Origin of the sequence: Clostridioides sp. ES-S-0048-02, assembly GCF_020658495.1 — a bacterium.
In the GTDB taxonomy this organism is placed as follows: domain Bacteria; phylum Bacillota; class Clostridia; order Peptostreptococcales; family Peptostreptococcaceae; genus Clostridioides.
In genome coordinates, this window is record NZ_JACVWH010000005.1 from 84156 (window position 1) to 100034 (window position 15879).

At 28.1% G+C, this 15879-nt stretch carries 12 protein-coding genes and 1 other annotated feature; all 12 genes read right to left on the bottom strand.

Translation table 11 applies throughout. The features are described from left to right. Positions 1-80 precede the first annotated feature (80 nt). The 12 genes from IC173_RS08665 to IC173_RS08725 all read right to left on the bottom strand — a co-directional run bounded on the left by IC173_RS08665 (position 81) and on the right by IC173_RS08725 (position 15831). Positions 81-1784: a hypothetical protein gene (locus IC173_RS08665; RefSeq protein ID WP_227855421.1), complete on the bottom strand. Its 1704-nt coding sequence runs from the start codon at positions 1782-1784 to the stop codon at positions 81-83. Between the two features lie 769 nt (positions 1785-2553). Further along, positions 2554-3210, bottom strand: coding sequence for a FlxA-like family protein (locus tag IC173_RS08670; RefSeq protein ID WP_227855422.1), 657 nt, complete (start codon positions 3208-3210; stop codon positions 2554-2556). A 24-nt stretch (positions 3211-3234) separates the two neighbouring features. Next, the gene (locus IC173_RS08675; protein ID WP_227433416.1) at positions 3235-3873 is read right to left on the bottom strand and encodes a nitroreductase; all 639 of its coding nucleotides are present in this window, start codon (positions 3871-3873) and stop codon (positions 3235-3237) included. A 253-nt stretch (positions 3874-4126) separates the two neighbouring features. Next, positions 4127-4936, bottom strand: coding sequence for a prepilin-type N-terminal cleavage/methylation domain-containing protein (locus IC173_RS20845; RefSeq protein WP_285894571.1), 810 nt, complete (start codon positions 4934-4936; stop codon positions 4127-4129). A 46-nt stretch (positions 4937-4982) separates the two neighbouring features. After that, positions 4983-5357, bottom strand: coding sequence for a fluoride efflux transporter CrcB (gene crcB, locus IC173_RS08690; protein WP_227433417.1), 375 nt, complete (start codon positions 5355-5357; stop codon positions 4983-4985). A gap of 38 nt (positions 5358-5395) precedes the next feature. After that, positions 5396-6571, bottom strand: coding sequence for a tRNA uracil 4-sulfurtransferase ThiI (gene thiI, locus IC173_RS08695; protein ID WP_227855423.1), 1176 nt, complete (start codon positions 6569-6571; stop codon positions 5396-5398). Positions 6572-6616: 45 nt separating this feature from the next. Then, positions 6617-7768: a cysteine desulfurase family protein gene (locus IC173_RS08700; RefSeq protein ID WP_227855424.1), complete on the bottom strand. Its 1152-nt coding sequence runs from the start codon at positions 7766-7768 to the stop codon at positions 6617-6619. A 657-nt stretch (positions 7769-8425) separates the two neighbouring features. Beyond that, complete coding sequence (locus tag IC173_RS08705; RefSeq protein ID WP_227433420.1) at positions 8426-9148, bottom strand: amino acid ABC transporter ATP-binding protein; 723 nt, start codon at positions 9146-9148, stop codon at positions 8426-8428. A gap of 58 nt (positions 9149-9206) precedes the next feature. Then, positions 9207-9884 carry an amino acid ABC transporter permease gene (locus IC173_RS08710; RefSeq protein WP_227433421.1) on the bottom strand — a complete coding sequence of 226 codons (678 nt, stop codon included), beginning with the start codon at positions 9882-9884 and terminating at the stop codon, positions 9207-9209. Between the two features lie 27 nt (positions 9885-9911). Beyond that, positions 9912-10727: a transporter substrate-binding domain-containing protein gene (locus tag IC173_RS08715; protein WP_227855425.1), complete on the bottom strand. Its 816-nt coding sequence runs from the start codon at positions 10725-10727 to the stop codon at positions 9912-9914. A gap of 228 nt (positions 10728-10955) precedes the next feature. Continuing rightward, positions 10956-11170: a binding site (T-box leader), on the bottom strand. A 302-nt stretch (positions 11171-11472) separates the two neighbouring features. Next, positions 11473-13539, bottom strand: a complete 2067-nt coding sequence (locus tag IC173_RS08720) for an ATP-dependent helicase (protein ID WP_227855426.1) — start codon at positions 13537-13539, stop codon at positions 11473-11475. A gap of 78 nt (positions 13540-13617) precedes the next feature. Next, on the bottom strand, positions 13618-15831 hold the full coding sequence (locus IC173_RS08725; RefSeq protein ID WP_227855427.1) for an EAL domain-containing protein: 2214 nt from the start codon (positions 15829-15831) through the stop codon (positions 13618-13620). Positions 15832-15879: the final 48 nt, after the last annotated feature.

The following is a 15879-nucleotide window of genomic DNA, read 5'->3' on the forward strand; positions in this document are numbered from 1 at the left end:
TAACTATTAGAATCTTATTCTTATATAAATATTAAAGAAGATTCTAACTTATAAATTACAATAATAAACAACTTATATTATTAATTTTTTTGCCACACTGCATATAATATGATATTTCTTTCTCCCATAGTGATTGTTCCTGATAATATTGTTGATGGGTCATTTCTAACTGTACTCCAACCTACAAATGTATAAGTATCGGCATCAAGCCCATTAGTATTTCCTAAAACAGTCACAGTATCTCCTTTTTTATATTCTGTTGTATCACTTGGTACTGAACCAGAAACAGCTACTCCTGAAGGGAAGTTTGATACATAAGCTACCCTATAAGTTTTTTCGGCTACAGTAAAATAAATTGTATTTGGATTAATTCCAGAAGAATTAAGTGTAACTGTCTGAGACTGACTTGCTGGGTCTAATTTATATCCAGCAGGAACCTTTGTAGAATCTGGAGTTATTGTATGGTTTCCAAGTACAGCATTAACAACCTCTGTGTATGTATCTCCAACTATATTACCATATTTATCTTTAAAACCAATTGTTAAAGTACGTTCTGCTTCTGAAGGCATCTTACTTACTGTAAAGTAAACTCTATCTGGTACAAGACCACTGGTACTAAGATTTACCATTTCAAATTGATTATCTGGATTAAGTACATATCCATTTGGTACCTTTGTAGAATCAGATTCCACTCTATGATTTCCATATTCAGCTGGTAGTGTAACTGTATATGGGTCTCCAATTATTGCTCCACTATCTTTATCTTTAAAGTTAACTGTAACTATACGATTTACAAGTGGAATATCAGGACTTACTGTAAAATAAACAATACTCTTGTCAAGACCTGTTGGTTGTAAATTAACAGTCTGAGTTTGATTAGAAGGATCAAGCTTATAACCATTAGGAACTTTTGATGTGTTTGGTGTTACATCATGTGAGCCTAGTATATCTGGAATTTCTTCTATATAAGTACTTCCAACATTATTTCCATCTTTATCTTTAAATCCAACTATAAGAACACGATCTTCTTCTGGAACTCCTGCATTATCAGGAATAACTGTAAAATCAACTACATTTGGATTAACTCCATTTTGAACAAGATTTACTACTTTAGATTGACTTGCCGGATCTAATTTATATCCAGCAGGAATTTGTGTAGTATCAGGTGTAACAGTGCTATTTCCATACTTAGCTGGAACTTGAGTTGTATATGACCCAACTATAGCTCCTGTTTCTTTATTTTTATAATTTACTTTAATAGAAAGTTTTGCATTTGAAATCTCAGTAGATGCATATGATGTTCTTGTAGCGTTTCCATTACCTGTATTAGGTGATGTATAGCTCCAATTTACTCCAGACATGTCTCGATTTGTAACAAAAGAATAAATTCCTGTCATTTGACTTCCTGTTATCCCTGCAGATGGTATGCCATTAGGAAATCCATAGCTTGTTCCATAAATAGTTGAAACTTTTTCCCCATTAACTTGTAATACCCACCCTTCTTGAGAACCTCCTTTTGGGTCAGTCCCCCATACATATTTTACATTTAATGAGTTACCACCACATGGGACAAATAATGAGAAAAATGTTACATATCCATTTCCCATATTTGCACGAAAATCTACTTGATATCTTCCATTAATATCATATCTTCGCTCTGTATTTTGTAGTACTTCATTATTAACTTTATCTGGTAAAGTTTGTCCATATGATGGTACTCCTACACCAACAACTAAAGCTAAGGTTGCCAAAACAGATGTTAGTTTACTCAATCTGTGTTTCATTAAAAATCCCCCTCCAATATTTTTTATTTCAAACAGATTTTTCATACTTTATTTTGCATAGTCTTTATCAAAACTATTTATTTAAAGTCTAATTAATCTATTATGAAGTCTATCTTAAAAGTGAAGTTTTTATAGTTTATTTAATTTTCACTTGAAATCCTTTTTATTAAATAAAAAATATATTTAATTTTTACACAAAGATATTAATGCTCTATAGACTAAATATTTTAATTTTATTTTTGTAGAATTAAACAACCTAAAAAACAATAAAGTAAGATATTTTATATATTTATATTACTTAAAGTAATTAACTTTAATTGTTTTCAATTTCATAAAAATTAGTTGTGATATAAGTATGATATGTGTTTAGAGTATCAATAATTTTTTAATTAAAATAATTATTTCAATTAAAATAATTATTTTAATTATGGTTATTATAGTTTCCGTTTGTTATAAAAGGGTTTTTTTTTATGTAAAAAAAACTATAAGAATATTATAAAAAATGTATATCAAAGCCATTCAAAATTTTTTGCCACTTCTAATAATTGATTATCAGTAAAAGTACAGAACGACTGTTTACAAGTTAAAGAAATAATTATAATTTTAATAGCATATATATATAATTTTTTTTAAAAAATGTATATATATGTAAAAAAAACTATTAATCATATAAATAGTGACTTTTTTATAACTAAGGGTCACTTTTTCCTTTATTTTACATTTATTGTATCATGATTTTTTATTTATTTCAATCTTATACCACTTTTTTCTAAAATATTATTATTATTTTTTTATCTTTTTCGACTTTATATTCTTTATACATAATACTTAAATTAATTAAACTCATTTTATTATTATCTTTAATTTTATCTGTACTAGCATATAGTTGTTCTCCAAAAGACATATTAATCTTGCTTAATCCGCTACTTAATTTACCACTCTCAAATAAATCGAATTTGGTAGGTGAATGACGAGTTTGACTACTCATTTCCATATTCTTAGTACGAATATCATCAGATAAACTAATTCTCATACTATTAGTTTTAGAAATATTTTTTATATCACAATCAGATGACACTAAAGTCTTTGTGGTATAGTAAGTTAATCCTTTTACATAATCATATTTATCTTGAGAATTTTCTTGATTAATATCAGATTGTTTAGATTCTTTTTTAAGTGTACCCTCTTTGATTAATTGACTTGCATATTCCTGTTTTTGATTTTTCAAATCATTAATTTGTTGTTGTAATGCTTCAATTTTCATATTTTTTATCTTAGAATCCATATTTTTATCAGTTTTCAAATCTGTGATAAAACTTTCTAGCTTCTGTATTTGCTCATCAAACTTTTCTAACTTGTCATTACTTTTATTGCTATAATTACTCTGATTTACATGTGTACTTCTTGTATTAACAGATATAGACATTATAACTACTCCTACTCAAATATTCTAAACTCTAGAGACTTTATAAACTACATTTCTAGCTTGTGGTAAATTCCCTTCTGGGACACCAACAGCAATACCAAATGGTACAGAATATCCTTCTGGTATATCTAGTAATTCTCTATATTTTTTATTTGTATCAAACTTCATCTTTATTGAATCTGATTCTTTTACATCATTGTCATCCAATACACTAACAAGACCTACAATATCCCCTTGCTCAACAGGTGTAAATAGCCCCCTAACCATTCCTATTATGCAACTCCCAAGCCCTAAAGCTTGTGCAGCTGTTGTTATGTTTCCTGTAAGTATTCCCACATCATATGGAGCCCATGAACTCTCTTCATCATAAGAAATAAATAAAACAGTTGGTGCACCATAAAATAATTTAAAATTTTTATTTATTTCAACGTTACTAACTTCATGAATTCTAGAAAGAGTATCATCACTAATCTCTTTTAAAAGTTTCTGGTCTTGTACAACAGTTATGTGCCATGGCTGTTTATTACACCCTGAAGGTGCTGCAAATGCACAATGTAATAATGTATCTAATTGTTCATCTGTAATTTGCTCTGTTGTAAATTTTCGTATACTTCTACGTTCTTTTATCAAGTTTATTGTTTGATTATCTTGTAAATTATTCATTACATCGATTCCCCTTTTTATGTATTTGTTAGTTTAAATACCAAATCTTTAGAAAATTAATTTTATAATTAAACTTCTTTATATTCTTATTATAATTATTTTTAGTTTATATGTGAAGCTTTTATAATATCAAAACATCAATATATCTACCTCACAAATAAACTTAAATACAAAACTGGTATCACTCAACTATAGAAAATATCATTTTTCTATAGAACGATTAATACCAGTAAAGTTGATAAAATTTACTATATTAATTTAAAGGACCCCAACCAGCTTTTGTATGAATCTCTGTTTTTACAGATTTAGTCTTACCATCAGCTGAATCAACATTCCATGACCTACCTGCAACAGAAATACCATTGTTACCTTTATACCATCTACCTTCATCATAATCATAAACTAAAGATGTGTACCAATTACCTCCAGTCTTATCATTTGCAAATACAACTACAGTAGCATCAGATTCAGTAGGGTTATATGCATATGGTTGTATATATAATGTTGCCTTACTTAAATTATATTTCTTTTTAAATTCATCTGGAATTGTAGGCCAACCATTTTTATATTTATTATTTAGTAAATAATTTCTAAAAGCATCATTCCCCTTTGAAGGCCCTGGTATTACAGAAGGGTCTACTGCAAATGATGCAATCAAGTCCATCATACTTTGGTGTACATCTCTAGCCATCTCAACACCATCTGGATGTTCTGTACAAGTAACATAAACTCTTGCAATACTTTCTTCTCCAGTTATTCCATCATAACCATCATCAAACTCTGCTGAATATGTTCCACCTGACTTACACTTTGGCTCTGTTTCAAAATACTTACCATCAGTATTTTTTAACACATCTTTTATAACTTCTTTTTTATCTTTGCTAGGTTCCTCAGCCACAGCAATAACAATTTGAGTCTTTATATTTTCTCTATTGGAAAGACATGTTACTGCTTTACTTTTCTCTATATTTTTAAAAAGTGCTGGTAACGCAACTATAACCAAAATTCCTATTATAGATATAACTACCAATAATTCAATTAGTGTAAAACCCTTTTTATTCATAATAATCATTCCCATTAAATAAAATTATAGTGTTTAATTTAATCTGCTATACAGTAATAAAGTGTCTACATAAAGTCCTTCCAACAAAAACTCCCAAAATACTTAATGCCAAATTAAAAAATATGTTTAGTCCAAATAATATATAATTCCCACTATCAAAAAACTTTACAGTTTCGAAGCTAAAAGTAGAAAATGTAGTTAGTCCTCCCATTAAACCAGTTGTCAAAAACAATTTTAAATTATTAGAAATAGAATCTGTCCTTATACTCATTTCCATTACAAAGCCAATTAAAATTCCACCCAGAATATTGACCACCAAAGTCCCAAATGGAAACTTAGTTCCTACAAACTTTAGAGATATTAAATATCTTAATATAGCTCCTAAAAATCCACCAATACCAACATATAATACTTGAATCACATATAACACCTACCCCAAATAACTAAATCACTTCCATATTAAAATTCTATGTCTTCAACCTCTATTCCGTCAATTGCATCCTGTACTAATTTTTCAATATCAAGTGACAACTCAGATTTTTCTATTTTTGCTAGTCTAGGTTTAGTAACAGGTTTTCTAGGAGAAAATACGCTACAGCAATCTTCTTCAGGTATTATAGATGTTTCAAAAGTCCCTATTTTCTTAGCTATATCAACTATGTCTGATTTGTCCATAGCTATAAGTGGTCTAAATACTGGTAAATTTACAACAGCATTAGTGCAAGTAAGCCCTTGTATAGTTTGAGATGCAACTTGACCAATACTTTCACCTGTAATCAAAGCATCACAATGTCTTTTTTCAGAAAGTTTTTGTGCTATTCTCATCATAAATCTTCTTGAAAGAATAGTCGCTTCTTCTTCATTACAATTCTCGCCAATTGCTTTTTGTATTTCTAGTATATTTACTTTATGAAGCCTTACTCTACCACAATATTTAGCTAATATCTTAGCTAAATCTTTAACTTTTTCTTGTGACCTTTCACTTGTGAATGGATAGCTGTGAAAATGCACTGCTTCTACTTCCATACCCCTTTTTGCGACCATCCATGTTGCTACTGGACTATCTATACCACCAGACAAAAGAGACATCGCTCTACCATTAGTTCCAAGTGGTAATCCACCGTATCCAGGTATAGTATCACTATAAACCATAGTATGAAATTCTCTGTATTCACATTTTATTTTAACTTCTGGATTTCTTACATCAACATCAATTCTATCTCCTACCTTTGATAATAAGTACCCACCTATATCCATACTCATTTCTTGAGAAGTTAATCTAAAAGATTTATCTCCTCTTCTTGACTCTACCTTAAAAGTTTTATATCCAGCATCTATTTTTTCTTCTAGCATCTTTAAAGCTATTTCTTTTAATGTATCATAATCTTTTTTAGCTCTTACTCCAGGACATACACCTACTATACCAAATACTTTTCTAACTTCTTCAATAACTTCTTCATAATCATAATCTTCTAAATCGACATATATTCTTCCATACTCTTTATATACATTAAATTTGCCAATTGGCTTTAACATATTTCTTATATTTCTTATAAGTCTATTCTCAAATATATATCTATTTTTTCCTTTTACTCCAATTTCTCCATACTTTACTATTAATATATTATACACCATTTCACCTCTTAAACTACTTTCTTCTTATTATTTATACAGTATTCTTTATTTCTTTCTCATTATTGACCTTAAATCACAAATTGATTCTTTTAATACTTTCACAGCTTCAGATATCTCATCTTCTGTATTCATATCAGATAGGCTAAACCTTATTGTTCCATTGATTTCTTCATTTGTAAGACCTATGGCATTCAAAACATGACTTCCTTTTTTCTTAGAAGAACATGCAGATCCAGTTGACACATAAATTCCTTTTTGCTCTAGGTAATGAAGTAAAACTTCTCCCTTTGTACCTATAAATGATACATTTAATATATGACATACGCCATCTTCGGGAGAATTAATTTTTATATCTTCTATATTCTCAACTATTTTATTTCTAAATATGTTTTTTAAGTTATTTATCTTCAAAATAACAGCATCTAAATCTTTACTTAATATATTTACAGCTTCTCCAAGCCCATATATTCCAGGTACATTTTCTGTTCCAGACCTAATTCCAATTTCTTGTCCTCCTCCTGTTAACATAGGCTTTAAGCGATTATTTTCCTTAATATACATAAATCCAATTCCCTTTGGACCATGAAATTTATGTGCGCTTACACTCATAAAATCTATATTGTATTTAGATGGTCTAAAGTTTATATTTCCATATGATTGAATAGCGTCTACATGGAAATATATCTTCTCTTTTAAAGACTTCAGATATTTTCCAACTTCATCTATTGGCTGTATAGTTCCTATTTCATTGTTAACATGCATCATACTTACTAAACATGTAGCTGATTTTATAGCATTTTTCAAATCTTCTATATTTATCTTTCCATCTTTTCCGACCTCTAAGTAAGTTACTTCAAATCCATCTTCTTCTAAATCTTTTAGTGTGTTTAAAACAGAAGGATGTTCTATATTTGTAGATATTATATGATTTCTTCTCTTCTTATTTAGATTGGCAATACCTCTTATTATAGTATTATTACATTCTGTTCCACCTGATGTAAAATAAATCTCTTTATCTTTCGCGCCTAGAGATTTAGCTATAATCTGTCTTACTTCTTTTATACCTTTTTCAACTTCCACACCTTTTCTATGAACAGAAGAAGGATTTCCATAATCCGTACTAAGTGCATATACCATTTTATCTATAACTTCTGGATAAGGTTTTGTAGTTGCACTATTATCTAAGTATATTTCCAACTTAATTACACCTGCCTTTATTTAAAATCTTCAACTCTAATTATTATACCATTAATTACAGTATTTTTTTTGTTAATCTTTATTAAAAAGATAATCTTAAGTTTATAGAATCTTCTTTCATAAAAATCTAGTTTTTTCACTTAACTACAAAATTTTATGCTAAAATATAATATATTTATACTATACCCTACAAAAATACGTGATAACATACAATATATGATAAAATAATATATTATATAAAATAAATATATTATATTATACATATACTTATTTTTGCTATAAAGTCTATTTTTATAAGCTTACTTGTTATAAAAATAACTTTTATAATTTATATCAAAAAAAATATTGATTTTTGTGTCGCATTTTGTTATAATAAATTAAGGTTATCCCCCTGGTAACCCTAGTTAGTTAATATATCTATTCCCAATACCCTTTCATAAGGATATATTTTATATTTATTAAAAATCGAATTAATATCGGAAACTAATTCGATGGAAAAAAAGAGCTTACCCCGAGCTCTTTTTTTTTCTGCAAAAATATAATATTAAGCTAAGATAAAGTTAATGTCAGTATAATTTTAGTTTTAAAAATTATATTAATTATCACTAAAAAAGGATGTATTGAATTTCTAATATCAATACATCCTTTTTTTATATATTATAACACTTTTGCTAAGAATGATTTTGTTCTATCGTGTTTTGGATTTCCAAAGACTTCTTCTGGAGAATCCTCCTCAAGAATACTTCCTCCATCTATAAAGATAACTCTATCTGCAACTTCTTTAGCAAATCCCATTTCATGAGTTACAATTGCCATTGTCATTCCTTCTTTAGCAAGTTCTTTTATAACATCCAAAACTTCATTTACCATTTCTGGGTCAAGAGCAGATGTTGGCTCATCAAATAACATCATATCTGGTTCCATAGCAAGAGCTCGCGCTATTGCTATTCTTTGCTTTTGCCCTCCAGATAATTGTGATGGATATGAATCTTTTTTATCTAAAAGACCAACTCTACTTAATAAAACTTCTGCTTTTTTTTCTGCTTCTTCCTTAGTCATTTTTTTTAATTTAATTGGTGCCAATGTTATATTATCTAAAATAGTCTTATGTGGGAATAAATTAAAGTTCTGAAACACCATACCTATATTTTGTCTAACTTCATCAATATTAGTTTTTTTATCAACTAAATTTTTTCCTTCAAATATTATCTCTCCACCTGTAGGTATTTCTAATAAATTCATACATCTAAGAAGTGTACTTTTACCAGAGCCACTTGGACCTACTATAACCATTATTTCGCCTTTAGCGATTTCTAAGTCTATATTTTTTAATACATTTAAATCTCCAAAAGATTTACTTAAATTTTTTATTGTAATCATATTATCACTTTCCTTTTTACTATTCTATGTTTTCCCTAAATGCTAAACATGCTCTCATCTAGTTAGACACAGATAGTTTCTTTTCTAATAATCCAACTAATCTTGATAGAGTAAATGTTATAACAAAATAAATTGCTGCTGCTACTATTAATGGCTCTAATGCTCTGAATGCTGCATTTTTTACTATATCAGCAGTACGCATTATCTCAACAACACCTATTACAGATATTATTGAAGATTCTTTTACAAGTGTAATAAACTCATTTGCTAATGAAGGTAGTATATTTTTTATAGCTTGAGGTATTATTATATATCTCATAGTTGACCAGTAATTTAATCCTAATGATCTACTTGCTTCCATTTGTCCATTATCAACTGATTGTATACCTGATCTAAGTATCTCTGCCACATATGCACCAGAGTTTACTGACAATGCAAATGCACTAGCTATAAATTCACTTGGTATACCAAATAACATAGGGAATCTTATTCCTAATTGAGGTAATCCAAACCATACTATATATATCTGTACTAATAATGGTGTTCCTCTTAAAATCTCAATATAGATTGATGATATTACTCTTAATACTTTACTCTTTGATATTTTTGCCATACAGATAATTATACCTATTACAAATCCAAAGCATAATGCCACAAGAGAAATTCCTACTGTCACACCTGTTCCTTCCAAAAAAGAAGTCCCAAATCTACTTAAAAAACTAAAATCTAAACTCATAATTTCATCTCCCACATAACTTTCTTACTAATTTGAAGCAGCTTCAGTAGATGCTTCATTTAAAAATTCTTCTATTTTTTTACCATCTTGTAATTCTTTTATTTTTTTATTTAATAATTCTATAAAGTCTTTGTTGTTATCAGCTTTTTTGATTGCTGCTGCCATACCTTCTGTTACATCTTTACCAACTTCAGTATTTGCCATTTTTATTCCATCATATTTTTTAACATTTATTAAAGAAACTGCCTCATTAGTAACAACTGCATCTATGTTTCCATTTTTTAATTCTGTAATTAAATCAGGTATTGCTTTTAAAGATTTTGTAGTTGTCATTTTTAGAGTGTTAACTACATATTCTTCTTGAATGCTTCCTGCCTGTACCCCTACTCTAAGTTTTTTCAAATCGTCTTCAGTTTTTACTTTGTCTATATCTACATCTTTAACTATAACTGCATTTCTACTTAAATAATATAATTCTGAGAAATCAACACTCTTTTCTCTTTCTGGTGTTGGAGACATCCCTGCAAGAACCATATCAACTTGGTCTGCATTTAAAGCACCTATTAATCCATCAAATGACATATCTTTAATTTCAACCTTTACACCAAGTTCCTTTGCAAATTCTTCAGCCAACATTACATCGAATCCTTTTATTGAATCTTTACCATCTACTACTTTATGAAATTCAAATGGTGGGAATTCTGCACTAGTACCGACAACTAATTTTCCACTTTCTTTTATTTGCTCTAATTTTGTTTTTTCTTCTCCACCACTACATCCTACTAGCGATAATGTTAATCCTAATACTAATCCTAAACTTAATAATTTTTTAAATACTTTCATTTTAACTACCCCTCTCTTTTAATTATAATTTTCCCTCAAATTTTTAATACTTTAATGTTTCGAGTTACAAAAAAAGTCCCTCAGTCTTTAATGACTAAGAGACGACTTTACCGCGTTACCACTCTTATTGATAAATACTTATACAACCTTCAAAATTTGTGAATTTTAGCCTTTATAGCTACAGGGATATTTTAATTTTAAAATCAAAAAAGTCCCTTAGCTTTACAGCTAAGAGACGAATTATATCCGCGTTACCACTCTTTTTGATAAGTAAGTACTTATCCTCTCAATCCCTTAAGGCGGGCAAACCAATTATCATACTAACTAAAACTTCTGATAATTTCCTCCAGAGCTCTCTTCACATAGACTTCATTGCTAGGCTTACACCAACCCCTAACTCGCTGTAAATCCATATATGCTACTTTCTCTATCACTGGATTTGTTTCCTTAAATTGTTAATACAATTGTACTTCCTTCTAATATTTTTGTCAATAAGTTTTTTATTTTTTTAATAATTTTATTTTCTAAAATTTAGATATTGTATTACATGCTTGTTAATATTATCCATATATTTATAAATAATGTATTTCTTATTTATTTCTGTTCTTTAGGTAATTACAAATAATATACTTCTTATTTGTTTCTATTTCTTAAATGCTTATAAATAATATTTTTCTCTTTCATTTTCATTGCTTAAATACTTATAAATAATATATCTTATATTTATTAAATTTTATATACTAAGTTAAATAATATGGATTATATTCTTCAATAAACAAGTTTTCAAATCTAAAGTTCGCTCTCTATCTTTAAACTTTATCGTAAACATGTTTCCATCTTTTTTGATTATTTCGCCTTCGTGAAATTTTTTATGGTATACCTTATCACCAACACCAATACTATCAATTTCTTTTTTAGTTGGAGATTTTATATCATTGATAAACAATGATTTATCAACTTTTTTACCATATTTATTTAAAGTAGAACTTATACATAGTTTTTCTTCAGCTCTTGTAATAGCTACATACATAAGTCTTCTTTCTTCTTCTAATTGTTCCTCTTTTTTTTCTTCCTTACAAATATCATATGATTTTTCATGAGGTATTGTTCCTTCATTTGCACCTATAATATAGACATTCCTAAATTCTAATCCTTTTGCACTATGCATAGTTGTAAATATAACACCATCAGTCTGTTTATTCTTGTTATTTTCCATTAACTCAATCTTTACTCTCTCAATATGGTCTAAAAACTCTGTCACTGTATTGAAATTTGTAGCAGAGCTCTCAAGTTCGTTTAATATCTCTACAAGCCCATTAGTCTTTATCTTTCTATTGCTACAGTAATCCAAGACATATCTATCATAATCAAGACTAGTTCTAATATAAGATATTGCATTTTTAGGATTTAAAGTATTCAAATAGCTCAAGTCTATCTCCAAATCTGTTATTGTTTTGACTTGTTTGGGATGAAGGTTACATTTGTTTATTAGTGCTGTTACAAAATCTTTTTCATCTTTAACCATATTTACATTATCTTTAGATATATATCTAAATGGCTTATTTATAATTCTTAACCAATCTTTATTTGATTTTGGATTAATACCTATTCTTAAATATGCTAGTATATCCTGACTTGCCCAATGGTCATATATTGTAATTACTGAATCTTTTACTACAAATGGAATTCTCATATCCATAAATACATCTACTAAGGCTCTTGACTGTATATTAGTTCTATAAATTACTGCAAAATCTGAATACTCTACATAATCCTTTTTTATTTCGTCAATTATTTCCTTGGCAATATGTAAAGCTTCTTCCTCTGAATCATATGGAGAAATATAACTCACAATGCCTCCCTTACCTTGACTACATTTAATAACTTTTTCATATCTATTTCTATTTTTTTCTATAAGCCTGTTTGCAGTATTTACTATTTCACTTTTAGACCTATAATTTACATCCAGCACTATTTTTTTAGTATTATTAAAATATTTTTCAAATTCAAGCAAAAAATCTGGTCTAGCTCCTCTAAAACCATATATACTTTGGTCTTCGTCTCCAACCGCAAATATGTTGTTTAGTGGATTACAAATTAACTTTAAAACCTCAAATTGCACTTTATTTATATCTTGGAATTCATCTATCAATATATATTTATATACATTCCTAACCATTTCTAAGGCTGATTTATTATTCAAAAGCAAATAATAAGTCTTTATAAGCATATCATCAAAATCAATCTTATTAACTTTTGATTTTTGCTCTTCATATAAATTATATACTTTTAAAAACTCATCTTTTGTCAACACTTCTGAGCTAAATTCATTCTTATCCATAAGTTCATTTTTTACATAAGATATTTCATTTATAACTTGACCTATATTTTCATCATCATCTGCATTTTCTACATTTAGACTTTTTAATATTGCCTTTATTGTTATCCTCTTTGACTTTTCATCAAATATGCTATCTAAATTGTACCTTTCAAAATACCTCAAAATCTTAAAAAACACAGAATGAAAAGTGCCATATGTTACCTTATTGAGTCTTATATCATCACTTAAACTCAATGCTCTATTTTTCATTTCTACTGAGGATGCTTTGGTAAAACTTATCGCCAATATTCTTGCTGGTGCTATATTTTTGTTTACTACCATATTAGCTATTCTATATGTAATTACCCTAGTCTTACCTGAACCAGGCCCTGCAAGTATCATGCAAGGCCCATCTATATGTTCAACTGCTTCTAGTTGATTTTCATTTAACTGTCTTATATCTATATTTGTTGTGATTATTACATCCACCACCTTAATTTATAATCATCCTATTTTCTTTTTTAATTATAAACTAAAAGTATCCTAAAAATACATTTAATTTTTCTTCTATTAAACTATATCATCTCTATTTTCATAACATATCTTGAGTTCCTGTTTAATTTTATCACTTATATCTTGAGGAACAAATTCTGGTTTACCAATGTAATATCCTTGAATATAATCTATTCCAATAGCTACTAATGCTTCCATTTCACTTTTGGTTTCTACACCTTCTGCTATAACTTTAATATTTCTTTCCTTAGAATATGAAATAAGGTTTTTTAGTATTTTTCTTCTATCTTCATCTTTGTCAATACCTCTTACAATAGACATATCAATCTTCACATAATTTGGCATTATGTACAGTAGTACAGCATCGCCATTGTAACCTGTTCCAAAATCATCTAAAGCAATTTCTATATTCCACTGATTTATATACACTTTCTTTTTGTCAATAAAATCTTCACTAATCTTATCATTCTCTGTTATTTCTAGCACTACCCTATTTAGATAATTACCATATAAATCTTCTATTTCTTCAAAATCAACTTTTGATAAATTATTATTTGGTATAGAGTTTAAGAACAATTTACACACTCCAAACTGTTCCCTATATCTCTTAAAAGATTTAAGTGCTTTGAACCATGTGATACGTTCGATTTGATATAACTTAGACTGTGAACGAGCCAATCTAATAACATCCATTGGAGAACTAAAAGTTTCCATTTTGGGTCTCATAAGTGCTTCATATGCAAATACTTCACCTTTACAATCCACAATAGGCTGAAATGCATATTCAACCAATTGACCATCAATTAATTTATTTAACTCTTCTCTATTATGCAACAAGAATGAATCTTTATTATATATATTGACATCAAATTCACTTACTTCACCTTTAATTGTATTTTTAATTTGATACATAGCAAAATCTGCATATTTCATTAGTTCATCATAGTTAGTTGAATCGCTAGGATACCAAGAAATTCCTGCTGATGCTCTTATTTTAAATTCTGTCCCATCATGAAGCTTTAATAAAGTATTATTCATCTGTGTCTTAACAGAGTTAATAATAGTTCTTATGCTATCTTTACTTTCATACCCATATATGAATACATAAAACTCATCCCCTGAAAGTCTAGAAACTATACCATTCCATGATATAAACTTTTTAAGTATATCTGCTGCACATCTAATATATTCATCACCAGCATCATGACCATAGGTATCATTAATATATTTTAAATTATCTAAATCCCACATTATAAATGCAGCTATTTTAATCTCTTCTTTATTTTCAAATTTTTCTCGTACTTGTGAATAAAAAGCTCTCCTATTTAGAAGATTTGTTAAAATATCGAAATCTCTTTCATACTCAATTTTCATTTTCTCAATAAACTCTTTTGTAACATCAACAACAACACCTAATATCTTTAAGTCATCTTCAACAATATTTAATCTTATCCACTTAGAAGTTTTATCTTTAGATTCAAATTTATATATGTATATATTTTCTGTCTTATAATTTTTCTGTAAATATGTATCCATTTCATTCATTTTTTTTATAAATTTACTTTTTGATATATATCCATATTCTTGAAATTCATCATCCGTAGTAAATATACTAAAAAATCCTTTTGTACAAAAAACATTATCTCCATTTTTATATAATTCAAAAGCTCCAATTGGCATATCTGCAATTTCAATAATTTGTGATAATTTTGATGAGGAATCTGCAACATTTGCACTAAGTAGCTCTATGGCTGAAGATAATTCATCTATTTCAGATATGTTTATTTTATCAAGATTTACTGGTTTTGATGGATTACTATTTCTAACTTTATTAACCAAAAGAACAATTGGTTTTGTAAACAATCTCGAAGCAATATAAATACCTATAAGCCCTATCACTAAGGAAACTGCAACAGACACTATTACCAAGGTTTCCACTCTTTTTGAAAAACACAATAAACTTTTTTCTTCAATAATTCCCAAAAGAGCCCAACGCTCATTTTCAAATGGAGTATTGGAATTGTATAAATCTAAATATTGTACACTAGCATAAGTACTTTCTTTAATTTTACCATCATCTTCATTTTTAACTTTATATACATTTTTATAAGATTCTTTTTGCTCAAGGTTCGAATGTAAACCATCCCAAAATTTGTCTTTAAATGTATAACCATTCGAAACAACATTTTCAAATGCCAAATCATCATTTCTATCTACGCCTAAAATATAATTACCTTTTTTATTCTCATTTATCTCCCCATATGGAAGCAACTCTCTTAAATAATTTATACCTAAATCTATTCCAAGTACTCCATATAC